This window comes from Streptomyces boluensis (assembly GCF_009908195.1).
Taxonomy (GTDB): Bacteria; Actinomycetota; Actinomycetes; order Streptomycetales; family Streptomycetaceae; genus Streptomyces; species Streptomyces boluensis.
Map to the genome: position 1 here is coordinate 1 of NZ_JAAAHS010000214.1, position 13,092 is coordinate 13,092.

Below are 13,092 nucleotides of genomic sequence, written 5' to 3' on the forward strand. Positions count from 1 at the left end.
CTAGAAGCCGTCTGGCCGAGGGCGGTGACTACGGGAGAGCGGAGCGCCCGTGCGAGCGCCACCAGGTCCTGCGGACCGGAGCGGGTGGCGAGGCTCAGCGCGGCTTCCGCGTCGGCGCTCGGCTCGGCGGCGGGCGCGCCGGACGCCTGCGCGTGGATCGCCGCCGTCAGCATGGCGGCCACGGCGATCGTCGCCGATTCCTCCGCGCTCTTGGCCTCCTTGTGCGCGGCGGCGACGGCCTCGGTGCGCACCCCGTCGTCGAGGTGTCCGCTCAGGCGCAGCAGACGGTCGTGGATCTCGGTCTCCCGTTGGGTCATGCGCAGTTCGGGACCTGACCACCATGGGATGCCCGGTGAGGTGACGGCTGACCGGCGGGACGTGCCCAGGTCGCGGGAGAGACGGGTGAGGTTCCCGTACATGAGCCAGGCGCGGCAGATCGCCTGGGCGCGTGGGCCGAGCAGCGGCAGCAGGAACCCGATGGTCACGACGAGGGCGCCGACGGCCACGGCGGGCGGGGCCACGTAGGTGCTCAGGTAGTCGAGGTCGTGGCCGGTCCACCGGGCGATCACCGCGGTGAGCTTGGCCACGGCGAGGAAGCCGTTGAGGCTGAATCCGATGACGAGGACGACGAGTCCTACGCGTAGCCACTGATGCACTTGGCGCGCCCAGCGCCAGCACATGGTGATGGTGACGACGGCGCTGGCGAGATGCGCGGAGAGATAGAGCGTGATCATCTCGCGGATGTACGGGGTGTTGGCGTAGTAGGTGTCGAAGTCCCGGAGGCGCTCCACGGGCGCGTCCCCGAGCGCGAAGAGACCCGGCACCAGCATGATCGCGGTCGCGTACGCGATGGTCCAGGCGCGTGCGGTACGGGTGCGCCGGCCCGGTGTCCCGCCACGCCAGCTGATGATCACCAGCAGGCAGGTGCCGCTGAACGCGCAGAGGATCCAATAGGCGAGCGGGGCGGCGAAGTTGGCGATGCCGGTCAGGCGGTTGATGGCCGCGATGGACGGGGGCGCGGACACGGCGAAGCCGCAGCAGCCGGCGACGATCAGGAAGCACACGGACCGCACCAGCGGGTTGCGCCACTCACGGATCAGGGCCGGCAGCTTGGCCGCGAACGCGATGGCCAGGGCAGCCATCGGAATGTAGTAATCAGAGTCCTCCACGTCCCGGTCCGCCTAGCCCGGCCTACGCCCCAGGGAGGCCTGGATGCGGCGTTCCAGGGCGCTGACGGGGGCTTTGTCCGGCTCCAGGAGGCTGCGCAGGGTCGTGCCCAGTTGCTGCCCGAAGCGTTCGGCGTCCTCTTCTTCGGCGCGGTCGAAGTCCGTACGGGCGGCGACGCTGCGGACGGCCGCGGCGACGTCGGTCTCGTCGCCGAGGAGGCGGGCGGCCGCGTTGAGTCCTGAGGTGTGGCTGCCGCAGTGGCCTGCGGTCATGTGCCAGACCTCGTGGCCGAAAATGACGAGTTGGTGCAGGGGGCCGGTCTGTTGCTCCACGACGATGAGGTCGCGGTCTTCCATGTTGAGCCAGAGGCCGCTGGCGAGGCCCTGCGGGAAGTGGACGAGCCGGTGCTCGACCGGTCTGCCGCGCTTCTCGCTCAGGTGGTCGCAGAGCGCCGTGAAGATCGCCTCGGGCGGTGCCGGCCTGGTCACCTCCAGGTCCGCTGTGAGGTCACCGCACAGCTGCCGCATGGCAGCCCTCTTGCTCACGTCACTCCCCGATCCCGTCGGCCCGGCTCCGCCGCTCGGCGATGTCTCGAACAACTCTCTTGGGTCAGCATGTCGTCGACGAAGGCGAGTACGGCGTCGCGCTGTTCGCCGGACCGGAGGGCCGTGCGCTGGGCGATCTGGAGGATGCCGTGCCTGGCCATGATGCGCTCGTCGGGCGTGGCCTGCTGTTCGAGGTTCCGCAGCGCTGGCTGGAGGGCACGGTCGAGCGCCGTCGCGGTCTCTTCGGTCACGTCGCTCTCCGGCACCTCACGGATCGCCAGCAACTCCGCTACGACGGCGGGGGCGATGCCCGTCCCGTGGGCCAGGGCGTCGATGTCAACCGCCTTGGCAAGGCCGCCCCTTCCCTGCGCGAGCCGCTCGATGTGGCGCACGGTGTCCGTGAGCGCGGAGCGTGAGTTCTTCACCGGGTGCTTCTCCTGGTGTCGTGGCCGGAGGGACGGGTGCGACGGGCATCGACGCTCAGTATCGGCCCCGGCCATGAGCACAACAATACTTGTGTCTCACGGTGGCTGCGGCTGGTCGCGGTGATCTGTCCTGTTGTCGCTGCGGGCTCCGCCAACTGCGTTGGTGTCGGGGGTGGTTGGGCCTTGGCGGCTGGGCGGGCCCAACCTCCCCTTCGTTCCGGGTAGTTCGGGCCGTCGTGGGCCGCACCACTGCCACCTGCGCCGTACGGGTGAAGTACCGGTGGATCCCGGTGGTGCCGTCGGTGGTGGTGGCTGGTTCGGTCGCGGGATCCCCCGACCATGGTGCCGACCACACCGTTCGTCGGCCCGGGAGGGCCACAGCATGGGGAGTTGTATGCGCAGCAAGCTCGCTTCGGTTCTGGGGGCTTTCACTCTCGCCGCGGGTGCCGTCGTGGCGCTCGCGCCCACGGTTTCGGCCGCGGACGCCTGTTGGCAGGACGGCTACCGTCACTGGTGCCGCAACGTGGCCGGCGCCCCGGTGTACGGCACCATCGGCAACAACCACATCTACCCCGACCCCACCACCGTGGTCGGCCACATGAACTCCAACCCCAGTTGGTTCTACTGCAAGATGGACGGCCAGGACTGGGTCGGCGGGCCGCACCCGACCCGCTGGCTGATGACGGTGGCGGACAACGGGCAGCTCGGGTTCATGAAGGACACCGACATCTACAGCGAGACCGATCCGGTCCGCGACTGCTGATCTCGGTTTCGCTTCTCCGGTCCACCGGTGGCGGGTTCAGCTCGCCGCCGGAATCAGCTGATTCCGGCGGCCACCGGCAGGTGTTCGCTGCCGGTGGCCGACAGGTTCCACGAGCCGGTCGGAGCGGCCCGTCCGGTGTCAGCGTGTGTACAGCCGGTCCCATGCCGCGCGGCTCTCCTCGTCCGCGGCGCGGTAGATCAGCAGGCGTTGGTCGGGGTCCTGCAGTGGTGTCAGTACGTCGAAGTGCACGGCGAGCTCGCCGACTTCGGGGTGGCGAAGGAGTTTGCGGCCGCGGCCGTTGACCTTGATGTCCCGCTCGGACCAGAGGCGCGCGAACTCCTCGTCACGGGCGGTGAGTTCGGCGATGAGGCCGGTCAGCGCCCGGTCCTCCGGGTGGGCGGCCCAGGCGGCACGCAGGTGGGCGATGCCGTCGCGTACGACGCGTTCGCGGTCGACGTAGCGCTCGCGGATCTCGGGGTGTGTCAGGCACAGCCACATCGCGTTGCGCCGCGGCGGTGGCAGGGTGTCGAAGTCCAGGAGCAGCCTGGTCATTTCGTCGTTCCAGGCCAGGATGTCGTAGCGGTGGTTCAGGAGCATGGCGGGCAGGGGCGACAGGTCTGCGACGAGGCGGGCCAGTGGTGGTGCCGCGGTGGTGGCGGGTCTGTCGGCGTGGGTGGGGCGTTGCTGGGCCAGGTCGAAGAGGTAGGCGCGTTCGTCGGGGGCCAGGCGGAGTGCGCCGGCGAGGGCTTCGACCACGTGCGCGGAGGGGCGCGGGCCGCGGCCCTGTTCGAGGCGCACGATGTAGTCGGTGCTGACCCCGGCCAGTTCGGCGACCTCTTCGCGGCGCAGTCCCGGGGTGCGGCGGGCCTGTCGGCGCGGGGGCAGACCGAAGTCGTGCGGGTCCAGGAGTTCGCGCCGGGCCCGCAGGAATGCGGCCAGCTCCTGTGTCGTGTCCACGGTGCGCGTCGTCATACCGGGTGCAACAGCCAGGGTGGGACCGGCGTTCCCAGGATCGTCCGTCCCTTATCCACGGCTCGCGGCGGTCACATGCTGGTGCTCGGTTTTCGGCAACGGATCACAAGCACCGGAGGACACCATGTCGCTCACCCTCGACACGTACCGACTGCTCGGCCGCTCGGGGCTTCGGGTCTCACCGCTGGCGCTCGGCGCGGCGACCTTCGGCACCGAGTGGGGCTGGGGCGCCGAACAGGACGAGGCGCGCAGGCTGTTCGACCTGTATGTGGAGCGCGGCGGGAACTTCATCGACACCGCGAGCACGTACACCGACGGCAGTTCCGAGCGTCTCCTCGGCGCCTTCACCCGCGACCGTCGCGAGAGCCTGGTCCTCGCGACGAAGTACACCACGCTGCGTCGGCCCGGCGATCCGAACTCCGGGGGCCCGCACCGCAAGAGCCTGTTCGCGTCGGTGGAGGCCAGCCTGCGGCAGCTCAACACGGACTACCTCGATCTGCTCTACCTGCACCTGTGGGACTTCACGACGCCGGTCGAGGAGATCCTGCGCGGCATGGACGACCTGGTCAGGCAGGGCAAGATCCTGTACGTGGCGATCTCCAACACCCCGGCCTGGCAGGTGTCGCGCATGCAGGCGATCGCTGACCTGCGCGGCTGGTCGCCGCTTGTGGCGCTGCAGATCGAGTACAACCTGATCGAGCGCACCGGCGAGCGTGATCTGATCCCCATGGCGCGTGAGATGGGCTTGGGGGTGGTCCCGTGGTCGCCGTTGGCGGGCGGGGTGCTGACCGGGAAGTACAGCCGCGCCGACCTGACCGCGACGGACACCGCCGTCGGTGACGGCACCCGCAGGAGCACCACCCTCGCGAGCGGCGCGCTCACCGAGCGCAACTTCGCCGTCGTCGATGTCGTACGGGAAGTCGCCGCGGAGCTGGGCCGCACGCCCGCCCAGGTCGGCTTGGCCTGGACCCTGCGGAACCCGGGCGTGACCGCACCGGTCATCGGTGCCCGTACGCCCGCACAGTTGGCGGACAATCTGGGTGCCCTCGATGTCGACTTCACCGCGTCCCAACTGGCCCGCCTCGACGGGGTCAGCGCGATCGGGCTCGGCTTTCCGCACGACATGCTGGCCCGTGACTCGACCGGCGCGCTGACCCGTGGTGACCTGCGGGTCGAGACGCGGCGCTGATTGCCGCTTTGCGTATGCCCGGCAGACATCTCTCCCACGCCCCCGCCCGCGAACGCCGCCATACTGATCAGCACAACTCACAAGGGGGCGGCGGGACATGGCGTACGGGGTGGGCGAAGGGCTTCCGGAGCGGATCGGCGGGTACGCCGTGGAGCGGGAGTTGGGCGCCGGAGGGATGGGCACCGTCTATCTGGCGCGGTCGCGCGGCGGGCGGCCGGTGGCCGTGAAGGTGGCGCGGCCCGAGCTCGCCGCCGACCCGCACTTCCGGGAGCGGTTCCGCGCCGAGGTCGCCGCCGCGCGCAAGGTGGGCGGCTTCCACACCGCGCCCGTGGTGGACGCCGACCCGGAGGCGCAGGCGCCCTGGATGGCCACGGCGTACGTCCCCGGTCCGACCCTCGCCGACCTCGTCGCCTCCGAAGGGCCGATGGACGAGGAGCGGCTACGAGGTCTGGGTGCGGCGCTCGCCGAGGCGCTCGCGGCGATCCACAGCTGCGGGCTCGTCCACCGCGACCTGAAGCCGGGCAACATCGTCATGGCCGCGGACGGCCCGCGCGTCCTGGACTTCGGTATCGCCCGCGCCCTGGAGTCGACGCGTCTGACGGCCACCGGAACGGCCTTCGGCACGCCGGGGTTCCTGGCGCCCGAGCAGGCGCTCGGGGAGGAAGTGGGCGGAGCGGCCGATGTGTTCGCGCTCGGGGCGGTCCTTGTCGCGGCGGCCGGGGGCAGTGCTTTCGGGGCGGGTACGCCGATGGGCATGATGTACCGGTCGGTGCAGGAGCCCGCCGACCTGTCCTCGGTTCCGGAGCCGCTGCGGCCGGTGCTCGCGTCCTGCCTGAGCAAGCGCGCGGCCGAACGGCCCACGCCGGAACGGCTGTTGGACCTGTTCGTACCGCAGTCGGCGCTCTACACCCCGACAGCTGTGGTGCCGGAGCGACCGCAGTATTCGCCGGAGGCGGCGCCGCCGTATCCGCATTCGCCGGAGGTAACGCCCCTCTCTCCGCCGGAGGCCGCGCCGCGGCCGCCGGGTGCTGCGGGGGTGGTCGACCCGGTGGACGACGACGTGAGCTTCATCGCTACGGACGCGAGCAGCGCCGTACTGATCGACACCGACGGAGTGGTGTTCGACTTCGACGGTCGGCAGATCCTGTTCACCTGGGACCGGATCAGTGCCGTGGAGCACTGGGCCGAGACCGACAAGCGGCTCCGGGTGAACGTCCGGCTGCATGACGGCACGGTGCACTCGTGCTCGGTGGACGCGCGGCGGAAGCGACGCCTCCGCGAATGGCTCGAGGACATTCCGCTGGTCCTCTCGTCCTTCAGGTAGGGCACCGGCCGGGCGGCCCAGTGTCACGGGCAGTGTTCCTGTCGCTGCGGAGCGTACGTACCGTGCGCGTCCGGTCGTTGTGGTCCCGGATGCGGTCCCGGATGCGGTGCCGGTGGGGGAAGGTCGACGATGGAAGTAGTAGCGGCCGCGGCGCGACCACCACCCCAGGGGGGCGGGAGACGCATCATGCCTGTTCACAAGATCCGCCCGGACGTCAGCGTGCTGAGTGACAGCCTGGAGGTGCCGGGGATCGGGCACCTCCCGGTGAACGCCTTCGTGCTCCTTGCCTCCCAGCCGGTCGTCGTCGACACCGGCCTCGGCCTGCCCGACCGCAACTTCCTGGAGACCCTCGGTTCCGTGCTCGACCCCGCCGATGTGCGCTGGATCTGGCTCACGCACCCGGACCGGGACCACACCGGCGGGATCTTCGATCTCCTCGACGCGGCGCCCGAGGCGCGGCTTGTGACGACGTTCCTGGGTGTCGGGATCATGTCCTGCGAGCGGCCGCTACCGCTCGACCGCGTGTTTCTGCTCAACCCCGGGCAGTCCCTGGACGTCGGCGACCGCACCCTCACGGGGTTCCGGCCTCCGCTGTTCGACAACCCGGCGACGGTCGGCTTCTTCGACGACCGGTCGGGCGTCTGCTTCAGCTCCGACTGCTTCGGCGGGCCGATGCCCAGCGCGGAGCTCGCCGAGGCCGATGATGTCGGCTCGCTCGACGTGGAGGACCTGCGGGCCGCGCAGTTGCTGTGGGCCACGGTCGACAGTCCGTGGGTGCAGAACGTGGAGGTTCAGAAGTTCCTCGGCACCTTCAAGATGTTGCACGACAGGGAGCCCGAGGTCGTCCTCTCCACGCATCTGCCCCCGGCCCTCGGAATCACCGGGTCCATGATCGACAACCTGGGTTCGGCGGCAGGGGCGCCGGCGTTCATGGGGCCGGACCAGGCGGCCATGGAAGCGATGCTGGCGCAGTTCGAGCCGAGTGCGGGTCGGTGAGGCACGGCCCGGTCTCCGGAGACGCCTGCGTGGGGCCCGCGTGTGTTCGTTCAGGTGTCGGGGTGCGTACGCGGGAGTCCCAGTCCGGGCAGGTCGAGGCGGAAGTCGCGGCCGCGCCCGACCATGGTGCCGCTGTGGGTGAGGTCGGCCAGGTCGATGCCGAGGGTCCGTAGTTCCTCGACGAGCATGCTGGCGGCCGTTCCGGCGTGCGCGCGGTCGTGCATCGCGTCGGGGAAACGGCGTTGCCAGAGCGAGTGCGCGGGCTCCCAACCGCTCCGGGCCAGGAGGGAGCTGAGCGCGTCGTCCAGACGCTTCTGTACGTTCCCCCAGCCGGTGCTCGGCCCGGTCTACTCACCGCCGCCGTCGCCGACCTCGACGACTACGCGCTCGACCGGGCGGCCGCGGCGTGCACCGGGTACGGACGCGTCCGCGTGAGCAACGGGCTACTCGCCACCGTCCTGTCGAGGTTCGAGGTCCGCTGTTCGCCCGGTGGGCACGCGGCAACCTGCTGTCGTGGGGCCGCGAACTCGCGGTGGCGGTTGGGCTGTTCGGGCTGGACGAGAAGCTGGACGACCGGCTCGTTCGCACAGCCCGTCCTCCCCCAGGTACTCGTAGAAGGACCGCACGGCCACCGCACGTTGCTGAACGGTCGCGTTCGCCAGTTCCGTCTCCGGATGCAGCGGCGCCTTCACTGATCGCCGGCGGGGACGGTCGAGCATGTCCCCGATCCAGGCGGCAACCGTGTCCGCACCGGCCCGTACGGGATCTGTGCCTTCAACTGCACAGAACCGCAGGTGGTCCTCGACCGCCCGCCCGTACGCGTCGATGGTGTTGGGGGCCCGGCCGATGTTCGCCGTGAACTGCAGCCACCGGTGAGCCAGTTGATGCTCTGCGACAGAGGGGAACTTGCCCCACGGGATGGGGGCCATGACAGCAGGCCAGTAGTTGCGACCGTGCCTACTTGCGCACGTGGAAGCGCAGCATGGTGACCCCGCCCGACTGGACGTTGCTGAACGGTTCCAGGTCGATCCGGTCGAGGCCCGGCGGCGCGAAGCGGACGCCGTCGCCGAGCAGCACCGGCAGCACGTACACCAGGATCTCGTCGACGAGGCCGCGCTGCAGGCACTGGGCGGCCACGTCGGCGCCGAGGATCTCCAGGTTCTTGTCGCCGGCGGCGCGGCGTGCCGTGGCCACGGCTTCCTCGATGTCGCAGGTGAGGAAGGTGACGTTGGGGTCCGGCTCGTCGGGCGGGCGGTGGGTGAGGACGAACCGCGCCCCGCCGTCGTAGTCGGGGTTCTCGTCGGACATGCGCTTGCCGACCTCGTACGTGCCCCGGCCGATGAGCATGGCGCCCGTGGCCGCCATGACCTCCGGGAACGTCGCCGACGTCATGTGCTCGAAGATCCAGTCCATGGTGTGGCCGGGACCGGCGATGAACCCATCGAGGGACATCACCCTGTTCACGACCACTCTGCCGGTGCTCGCATCCGTCATGCGTCTTCTCCAAGCAGGTGGAGGGCCGGGATCGCATCATAGGTCGGTGAGCAACATCTTCTCCGGCGGTAGCCACGTCCTCGACCTGTCCAATGGCGCCACCGCGGTGTTCATCGACGTGCTGATGCCGGCCGTGTCCGATCTCGCCTCCGAGGACTGGGACTTCCGCTTCGCGGCGCTGCTGACCCTGCAGGACCAGAACGTCATGGGGCGCGGTGCCGTCGGGTTCGACCTGGCGGAGTTCGACTGGGGTGCGACGGAGCGGGAACGCGCCCGCGCGAAGGACTTCGTGCTGCGTGCCACAGCACTCGCGGCGAGCGGACATCGCTGGAGCGAGATGGGCTACCACCCGCCCCGCGTACATGACTACCTGCACCGCTTCACGACCATGGTGGAGTCCTGCACCCCGCCCGCCGACAGCAGCGCCGCACGCGGCTTCCCAGGCCCGGACGAGGCCGCGATGGCCTCGTGCGTGCGCCACCGCGTCCTCAGCGCGCTCCCGCTCTGGGACGGCTGCTTCCTCTGCAACCGGCCGCACCACTAGCCCGGCTCGATTCCACATAAGGAGGGCGCTGCCTGCCGACTTCGGCATCCCGTGGCGCACCGTGTTCGGCTACTTCGCCCGCTGGGCGAAGGCCGGCGCACTCAAGCAGATCCTCGACCGGCTGCGGCTCCGGCTGCGACGACGGCGCTGTCCCTGGCCGGTCAGGTCAGGCCCGGGTCATCGTGGACTCCCAGTCCGTCAAAGGCCTGGACGCGCGAGGCCGTATCGCCGAGCTGATCCCCCAGGATGCGGCTTCACACAGCGCGCCCCTTGTGCCGGAACTCGGTGCAACTGCACACGTCGCCGTACTTCTGCTGACTGTTGCCGTAACTGTCGTTGTTCCAGCTGGTGTGCCCGTAATCGTGGTGGCATCGGGTGAAGTTGCCCCGGTCGTGCTCAGGTTGTGCGTGCCCGCACGTGGCGCACATCGGGTGGACGACCACCGGGCGCAGGATGGACCCGCTCCGCAGAATCACCACAACGGCCACGACCCCCGCGACGATCACGCCGATCCCCACGAGCCCTACGACAAGCTCCGCGCTCATGTCCCGCCCCCCGGTCGGCGGTTCCACGGTACTGGCCGACGTGCTCGGCACGCTCGTCGACGAACCCTCCGGTATCCGCGCCGCCATGCGTGAACTCACCCCGTCACTCGACAGGTCCGGGGTTGAGCAGCTGCTGTCGCTGCGGCAGCGGCACAGTGACCGCGAGCAACGTCGCGTCCTCGACGGCGTCCGGCCCTACGTCACCAGCGGCGCAGGCTCCCGCCGTGGTCCGACACCGTGGCAGGGCTCGCTTTCCTCTGACCGCTTCGACCTGCACGCCAGCCGAAGTCGCACCCGTAGTCGCACCCGTACCTACGGAACGGTCAGGACTCCAGATAGCGAAGTACGGCCAGAATGCGCCGGTTGTAGCCCGTGGTGCGGGAGAGGTCGAGTTTGTCGAAGAGTGCGTTGAGGTTCTTCTCCACCGCGCTCAGGGAGATGTGCAGTTTCTGCGCGATGGCCGCGTTGGTATGGCCTGCCGCGAGTGCTTCGAGAACGGTGCGTTCTCGGGGTGTGAGTCGGGCCAGGGGGTCGGTGTGGGTGCTGCGCATCAGTAGTTGGCGTACGACTTCGGGGTCGATGGCGGCGCCGCCGGCGTGGACGCGTTCGAGGGCGTCGAGGAATTCCTCGACCTGGGCGACTCGGTCCTTGAGGAGATAGCCGACTCCTTCCGCGCCGGGGGCGAGCAGTTGGGCGGCGTAGTTGCGCTCGACGTACTGGGAGAGGACGAGCACTGCGAGCGATGGCCAGCGTTCGCGGATTTCGAGTGCGGCCCGTAGTCCGTCGTCGGTGTGGGTCGGGGGCATCCGGATGTCGATGACCGCGATATCGGGACGCTGTTTCTCGATCTCCTTGATGAGGGTGATGGCGTCGCCGACCGCGGCGAGCACGTCGTGCCCCTCCTCGGCGAGCAGGCGAACCAGGCCTTCGCGTAGGAGAGTTGAGTCCTCGGCGAGTATCACGCGCATGGCAGTTCCGCGGTCACGGTGGTGGGTCCTCCCTTTGGGCTGTCGAGATTCAGCAGGCCGTCGAGGGCCGAGACCCGTCCGCGGAGGCCGGCGAGGCCGGTCCCGGTGGGGTTCGCGCCGCCTATTCCGTTGTCCTGGATCCGGACGGTGACGGTGGGGCCGTTGTGGACGACGCGTATGGAGATTCTTGTGGCTGCCGCATGCTTGGCCGCGTTGGTCACCGCTTCGGACACCACGAAATAGGCGGCTGTTTCCACGAGTTGGGGCAATGGCCCGGTGGGGCCGTATTCCATGTCTACGGGGATGGCGCAACGTTCGATGACGCCATTGAGCGCTTCTTGGAGGCCGAGGCCGTCGAGGGCTGTGGGATAGACCCGCCAGGCCACCTCACGGAGTTCGTTCAGCACGTCCTGCGCTTCCTGGTGCGCCTGGCGGAGCAGGGCGTCGGCCTGTTCGGGGGTGCGGCCTCTGCGGGCTCTGCCGAGAAGCATGGCGAGCGCTACGAGTCGTTGCTGTACGCCGTCGTGGAGGTCGCGCTCGATGCGGCGGCGTTCGGTGTCGACTGCTCGCAGGACGGCCGCGCGGCTGAGGGACAGTTCGTCGATACGCCGCTGGAGCAGCTCCTCCCTGGAGAGGCCGAAGCAGGTGCGGGCCAGTCGGGTGTCCAGGTCGGCCAGGGACCACAGGCCTTGCAGGTCGAGGAAGAGCAGGACGCCGCCGATGGCGACCTGGCCGAGCAGCGCCGGCAGGTCGAGGCCGCCGCGGATCACCCCCGTCGCCAGGATGCCGGCCAGTACGGCGCCGAAGGCGAGCAGTGCGACCACGACGCCGCAGAGCAGCCCGGCGAAGGTGCGGGCGGCGAGGTAGTTCAGGATCTGTCGGCCCGACGCCTGGTGGCCGGGTGGGAACCGGTCGCCGAAGAAGTTCTCGCGGCGTCGCCGTTCGAGCCCCGTGAGCAGGCGCGCCCCGGCGGTCAGGGCGGCGAGCGCGGGTGTGCGGGTGCGTGGCCGAAGGAGCAGGGGCCCGAGGAGCACGCCCGTGACGAGCAGGTACAGCAGTCCGAGCGGCGCGGTGCCGCAGCCGAGGAGTACGCCGAGGATCACGCGGGGGCGGGACGCGGCGGCCGGGAGGCCGGGCGCCGGGTCGCACCCCTGGTCCGTGTGCTGCACGGAGAGGGAGCCTAGCAACACGGGTCGGTTCATGAACTGCGGCGGTGCTGGGGGCGGTTGGGGCGGTCGGGCCTGCGCAGCCGGTTGCCGAGGTAGAGCGCGAGGGCCGCCACGACCAGGACCAGGACGGCCTTGGAGGCGACCCCCACGTACGTTTCCACGAGGTCCCACTGGTCACCGAGCCAGTAGCCGGCCAGGACCAGGACCGCGTTCCAGATCAGGCTGCCGAGGGTGGTGAGGGCGAGGAAGATCGGCAGGCGCATGCGCTCCACTCCGGCCGGGACCGAGACCAGGCTCCTGAAGATGGGCACCATCCGGCCCAGGAAGACGGCCTTGGTGCCGTGTTTCGCGAACCAGGCCTCCGTACGTTCCAGGTCCGAGGTCTTGACGAGGGGCAGCTTCGCCCAGATGGCGTGCATGCGGTCGCGACCGAAGAGTCGGCCGATCCAGTACAGCGCCAGCGCGCCGACCACGGAGCCGAGCGTGGTCCAGAGCAGGGCGGAGGCCAGGCTGAGTACGCCCTGTCCGGCCGCGAAGCCGGTCAGGGGCAGGATCACCTCACTGGGCAGCGGCGGGAAGAGGTTCTCCAGAGCGATCGCCAGTCCGGCTCCGGGTCCGCCCATCGCGTCCACGAGACCGGCGGCCCAACCCGCGACACCGTCCGCGGGTTCCTGGGGAAGGGCGAGGGGCGACATCAGGTTCATCCGGTTCTCCAGCCAACGCTTCGTACAGGGAAGGGAGTTGAGGTGCCCCGAAGGCGCCCCGGTTCGTGTTCCACGCTAGAAGTCGCAGTTCAGAGGCGGTATGAGGAGAGCCGCAGGCTCTTGTGCGGTTTCCCGCAGTAGTCCCGTGCGGGAAACCGCAGTGCCGTCGCGCGAGGCCCCGTGCGGGAAACCGCAGTCCCGCCGCGAGTCCCCGTCCGGCGTTCACCGATGCTCGTCCGCCCGTACGTGTCGGGTGCGCCGAGCCCGCTCGGCCAGGCCCTCGGACG

General features: G+C 70.0%; 15 protein-coding genes and 1 pseudogene. 6 read left to right on the top strand and 10 right to left on the bottom strand.

The genetic code is table 11. The annotated features are described in order from the left end of the window. From GUY60_RS23795 to GUY60_RS23805, 3 genes are all read right to left on the bottom strand, one after another. Positions 1-1,142, bottom strand: a 1,142-nt coding sequence (locus tag GUY60_RS23795; protein WP_187370108.1) for an MAB_1171c family putative transporter, incomplete at its 3' end; no start/stop codon positions are given. 39 nt (positions 1,143-1,181) lie between these two features. After that, positions 1,182-1,712 (bottom strand): toxin-antitoxin system, toxin component, encoded by a 531-nt coding sequence (locus GUY60_RS23800; protein WP_161701132.1) that lies wholly within the window; start codon positions 1,710-1,712, stop codon positions 1,182-1,184. Then, entirely contained in the window at positions 1,709-2,137 is a 429-nt protein-coding gene (locus GUY60_RS23805) for a hypothetical protein (protein WP_161701134.1), read from the bottom strand. Before GUY60_RS23805 ends, GUY60_RS23800 begins: the two co-directional genes overlap by 4 nt. A 394-nt stretch (positions 2,138-2,531) precedes the next feature. Here GUY60_RS23805 and GUY60_RS23810 point away from each other — a divergent pair, with 394 nt between their 5' ends. Beyond that, positions 2,532-2,900 carry a hypothetical protein gene (locus tag GUY60_RS23810; RefSeq protein ID WP_161701135.1) on the top strand — a complete coding sequence of 123 codons (369 nt, stop codon included), beginning with the start codon at positions 2,532-2,534 and terminating at the stop codon, positions 2,898-2,900. A 138-nt stretch (positions 2,901-3,038) separates the two neighbouring features. On the opposite strand, the gene GUY60_RS23815 is transcribed toward GUY60_RS23810, so the two are convergent. Next, positions 3,039-3,857: a helix-turn-helix domain-containing protein gene (locus GUY60_RS23815; RefSeq protein ID WP_312866401.1), complete on the bottom strand. Its 819-nt coding sequence runs from the start codon at positions 3,855-3,857 to the stop codon at positions 3,039-3,041. 139 nt (positions 3,858-3,996) lie between these two features. Here GUY60_RS23815 and GUY60_RS23820 point away from each other — a divergent pair, with 139 nt between their 5' ends. The 3 genes from GUY60_RS23820 (at position 3,997) to GUY60_RS23830 (ending at position 7,381) form a co-directional block, all read left to right on the top strand. Continuing rightward, positions 3,997-5,061, top strand: coding sequence for an aldo/keto reductase (locus tag GUY60_RS23820; protein ID WP_161701139.1), 1,065 nt, complete (start codon positions 3,997-3,999; stop codon positions 5,059-5,061). Positions 5,062-5,158: 97 nt separating this feature from the next. Continuing rightward, the gene (locus GUY60_RS23825) at positions 5,159-6,385 is read left to right on the top strand and encodes a serine/threonine-protein kinase (protein WP_161701141.1); all 1,227 of its coding nucleotides are present in this window, start codon (positions 5,159-5,161) and stop codon (positions 6,383-6,385) included. Between the two features lie 186 nt (positions 6,386-6,571). After that, on the top strand, positions 6,572-7,381 hold the full coding sequence (locus GUY60_RS23830; protein ID WP_161701143.1) for an MBL fold metallo-hydrolase: 810 nt from the start codon (positions 6,572-6,574) through the stop codon (positions 7,379-7,381). A 50-nt stretch (positions 7,382-7,431) separates the two neighbouring features. Here the strand turns inward: GUY60_RS23830 and GUY60_RS23835 are convergent, their stop codons facing one another. Continuing rightward, positions 7,432-7,605, bottom strand: a complete 174-nt coding sequence (locus GUY60_RS23835) for a hypothetical protein (protein WP_161701145.1) — start codon at positions 7,603-7,605, stop codon at positions 7,432-7,434. Positions 7,606-8,338: 733 nt separating this feature from the next. After that, the gene (locus tag GUY60_RS23840; RefSeq protein ID WP_161701147.1) at positions 8,339-8,875 is read right to left on the bottom strand and encodes a dihydrofolate reductase family protein; all 537 of its coding nucleotides are present in this window, start codon (positions 8,873-8,875) and stop codon (positions 8,339-8,341) included. A gap of 46 nt (positions 8,876-8,921) precedes the next feature. Here GUY60_RS23840 and GUY60_RS23845 point away from each other — a divergent pair, with 46 nt between their 5' ends. Beyond that, complete coding sequence (locus GUY60_RS23845; RefSeq protein ID WP_161701149.1) at positions 8,922-9,419, top strand: hypothetical protein; 498 nt, start codon at positions 8,922-8,924, stop codon at positions 9,417-9,419. 254 nt (positions 9,420-9,673) lie between these two features. Here the strand turns inward: GUY60_RS23845 and GUY60_RS23850 are convergent, their stop codons facing one another. Next, entirely contained in the window at positions 9,674-9,964 is a 291-nt protein-coding gene (locus GUY60_RS23850; RefSeq protein ID WP_161701151.1) for a hypothetical protein, read from the bottom strand. Between GUY60_RS23850 and GUY60_RS39985 the strand changes: the two are divergent. After that, positions 9,963-10,222: pseudogene (locus GUY60_RS39985) on the top strand (HAD family hydrolase); the annotation flags it as partial. The gene GUY60_RS23850 and the pseudogene GUY60_RS39985 sit on opposite strands and share 2 nt — an antisense overlap. Positions 10,223-10,287: 65 nt before the next feature. Here the strand turns inward: GUY60_RS39985 and GUY60_RS23855 are convergent. The 3 genes from GUY60_RS23855 to GUY60_RS23865 are packed head-to-tail and all read right to left on the bottom strand — an operon-like array spanning position 10,288 to position 12,805. Then, a complete protein-coding gene (locus GUY60_RS23855) occupies positions 10,288-10,932 on the bottom strand; it encodes a response regulator transcription factor (RefSeq protein WP_187370109.1) in 645 nt (214 codons plus the stop codon). After that, positions 10,923-12,101 (bottom strand): sensor histidine kinase, encoded by a 1,179-nt coding sequence (locus GUY60_RS23860; RefSeq protein WP_312866402.1) that lies wholly within the window; start codon positions 12,099-12,101, stop codon positions 10,923-10,925. Before GUY60_RS23860 ends, GUY60_RS23855 begins: the two co-directional genes overlap by 10 nt. Before the next feature lie 29 nt (positions 12,102-12,130). Then, positions 12,131-12,805: a DedA family protein gene (locus GUY60_RS23865; RefSeq protein ID WP_161701155.1), complete on the bottom strand. Its 675-nt coding sequence runs from the start codon at positions 12,803-12,805 to the stop codon at positions 12,131-12,133. Positions 12,806-13,092 lie beyond the last annotated feature (287 nt).

What these genes read in the sequence shown, in the direction of transcription:
- GUY60_RS23865 (WP_161701155.1), bottom strand. Translation starts at nt 12,805, where the DNA reads ATGAACCTGATGTCGCCCCTCGCCCTTCCCCAGGAACCCGCGGACGGT.
- GUY60_RS23810 (WP_161701135.1), top strand. Translation starts at nt 2,532, where the DNA reads ATGCGCAGCAAGCTCGCTTCGGTTCTGGGGGCTTTCACTCTCGCCGCG.
- GUY60_RS23825 (WP_161701141.1), top strand. Translation starts at nt 5,159, where the DNA reads ATGGCGTACGGGGTGGGCGAAGGGCTTCCGGAGCGGATCGGCGGGTAC.
- GUY60_RS23840 (WP_161701147.1), bottom strand. Translation starts at nt 8,875, where the DNA reads ATGACGGATGCGAGCACCGGCAGAGTGGTCGTGAACAGGGTGATGTCC.
- GUY60_RS23850 (WP_161701151.1), bottom strand. Translation starts at nt 9,964, where the DNA reads ATGAGCGCGGAGCTTGTCGTAGGGCTCGTGGGGATCGGCGTGATCGTC.
- GUY60_RS23835 (WP_161701145.1), bottom strand. Translation starts at nt 7,605, where the DNA reads ATGCACGACCGCGCGCACGCCGGAACGGCCGCCAGCATGCTCGTCGAG.
- GUY60_RS23820 (WP_161701139.1), top strand. Translation starts at nt 3,997, where the DNA reads ATGTCGCTCACCCTCGACACGTACCGACTGCTCGGCCGCTCGGGGCTT.
- GUY60_RS23855 (WP_187370109.1), bottom strand. Translation starts at nt 10,932, where the DNA reads ATGCGCGTGATACTCGCCGAGGACTCAACTCTCCTACGCGAAGGCCTG.
- GUY60_RS23830 (WP_161701143.1), top strand. Translation starts at nt 6,572, where the DNA reads ATGCCTGTTCACAAGATCCGCCCGGACGTCAGCGTGCTGAGTGACAGC.